At 68.4% G+C, this 1,865-nt stretch carries 3 protein-coding genes; 2 read left to right on the top strand and 1 reads right to left on the bottom strand.

Features of this window, described 5'->3' with window-relative positions; translation table 11 throughout:
- Nucleotides 1-15: 15 nt before the first annotated feature.
- The gene (locus tag F6Q13_RS17225) at nt 16-828 is read right to left on the bottom strand and encodes a DUF222 domain-containing protein (RefSeq protein ID WP_293059158.1); all 813 of its coding nucleotides are present in this window, start codon (nt 826-828) and stop codon (nt 16-18) included.
- A gap of 300 nt (nt 829-1,128) precedes the next feature.
- Here F6Q13_RS17225 and F6Q13_RS17220 point away from each other — a divergent pair, with 300 nt between their 5' ends.
- Both F6Q13_RS17220 and F6Q13_RS17215 read left to right on the top strand, forming a co-directional pair.
- On the top strand, nt 1,129-1,377 hold the full coding sequence (locus F6Q13_RS17220; protein WP_293059155.1) for a hypothetical protein: 249 nt from the start codon (nt 1,129-1,131) through the stop codon (nt 1,375-1,377).
- The gene (locus F6Q13_RS17215; RefSeq protein WP_293059152.1) at nt 1,374-1,712 is read left to right on the top strand and encodes a type II toxin-antitoxin system PemK/MazF family toxin; all 339 of its coding nucleotides are present in this window, start codon (nt 1,374-1,376) and stop codon (nt 1,710-1,712) included. Before F6Q13_RS17220 ends, F6Q13_RS17215 begins: the two co-directional genes overlap by 4 nt.
- The last annotated feature ends 153 nt before the right edge of the window (nt 1,713-1,865 follow it).

Genomic DNA, 1,865 nt, shown 5'->3' with positions numbered 1-1,865 from the left:
GGTGGGCCCATTTTCTTATCCCACGGCGGCGCACAGCGCCTGGAAAACTAGCCCGAGCTTGAGCGCGTCGTGACAGCGTTGGGCCGGGGTGCGCGTGTCGCGCGCACCGGGGTCGCTGCCGTCGGGTTGGTGGCGGCCGGGCCGCAGCGCGGCCTCGATGGCCTCGAAGTAGGCGCGGGCCTGCGGGTCGAGCAGTCCCGACAGCCGCGACATGCCGTCGGGTCCTTGCGCGCCCAAATACAGTCCGCGCCGGCGGGCCCGGTCGGTGTCGCTGAATTGGCCGTCGGGGTTGAGGTAGTCGGCGATGCGTTGAACCAGCCGGGTGATTAGTCCGGCGTCGAGTTGGGCGGCCTCGGTGACCAGGCGGTGTTCGGCGGCGGCCACCTCGGCAGGGCAGACGCTGGCGGGCAGCACGTCGAGGGCCTGGCACACCGCGCGGATGTGGTCCTCGCCGAGTGCGCCCGCGGCCACCGCGGCGGCCAGCTCGGGCAGCTCCGCGGGCACCGGCGGCCCGGTCAGCGAGCGGCGCGGCCGGATCCGGGCGGCCAGTTTGAGCCGGCGGGTGATCTCGCCCGGGGTGATGCGCAGCCGGCGCCACAGTGCGGTGCGCACCTGCGCGGTGCAGGCGGGCTCGTCAGGCGGATCGGCGATCTCACCGAAGTAGCGGTACATCAGCCCGCGGTTAGTCCGCTGCTGGGTCTCCAACCGCTCGGCCACCTCGACCCGAAAATCGTTGCCGGCCACATCCGAGGAGGTTGCGCGCAGCACCTCGTGGGCAGCATCGATGGCATCCAGAGCGGCGTTGATCCGCTCGCGCGCCTGCTGCATGCCCAGTGCCCAACCCATGCCCCGACGCTAAAAACCACCCCCGACAAACCCGTCGCCGGCGGCCACGAAAATCCCCACCTGTGGACAAGGCGCAACTGTGGATAAGGTGTTCCGCGGCTGAATCGTCGCTTCCCGCGCTCTGGACCGCCGTCTAGTCCGCCGGGCAGCGATGAATACCGGAGCCGCTCGGTACCGTGTCGACACCGCGCCGGTAGGAAACTCGACGAGATGGCCTGTAGTCGACCGAGACGTAAACAGAAGCGTTTACAACGTCGTTTACGAGGCTGTAGCATCGATTGCATGCTGCGAGTGAGCGATGAGACCCGCGAGCGGATCTTGCGCATCGGCCGCGAGGAGTTCGGTGGCGCGTCGGCCGACGAGACCGTGCGACGGCTGATCGACGAACACTGGCGGGCGAGGGCGGTCGCCGCGGTGCGCCGCTATCGAGAGACTGACCCGCAGGGCTGGGCGGAGTATCTAGCGGAGGCCGAGGAGTTGGCAGGTGCCGAGGCGCCGATCACTGACGAGTGGGCGGGCGGCCACGGGTGAACAGCCGCCCGCCGATTGAGCCCGGCCAGGTGTGGTTTGTCGACTTCGATCCTGTGCGGGGCCGCGAGCAGGGCAAAGACCGACCGGCGTTGGTGGTTTCGTCACGCTTTCACCTTGACGTGACCTCGAATTATCTCATCAGCGTGCTGCCGTTGACCAGTGTCGAACGTCCGGGCTGGATCCATCGCGTACGCGTTGGTGCGGGCTGGGTGATCACCGAACAGGTTCGCACGGTCTCCGCCGACCGATTTCGGCGGTACGCACCAGAGATCACGCTCACCGCCGAGGAACTCAACGACGTACGACACGTGCTGGCGCAGATGCTGATCGTGTAGCGGCGGCTTTCCCCATCAGTGCGCCCGGAGGGGACCGGCGGCTTTAGCCGTCGGGGGATTCGGGGCTGGTGACTCGCGTGGTGCGGTGTGTTTGTCGGTGTCGTTTCGTAAGCTGCGTGGCATGTCGGAGCGCCGGTTTCGCCGCACGCCGGG

The sequence above is a fragment of the Mycobacterium sp. genome (assembly GCF_008709575.1).
Classification (GTDB): Bacteria; Actinomycetota; Actinomycetes; order Mycobacteriales; family Mycobacteriaceae; genus Mycobacterium.
Note: the sequence above shows the minus strand (reverse complement) of the source record. Positions and strands in the feature narration are given on the sequence as shown.

Coding starts and splice junctions, on each gene's coding strand:
- F6Q13_RS17225 (WP_293059158.1), bottom strand. CDS start 828: ATGCAGCAGGCGCGCGAGCGGATCAACGCCGCTCTGGATGCCATCGAT.
- F6Q13_RS17220 (WP_293059155.1), top strand. CDS start 1,129: ATGCTGCGAGTGAGCGATGAGACCCGCGAGCGGATCTTGCGCATCGGC.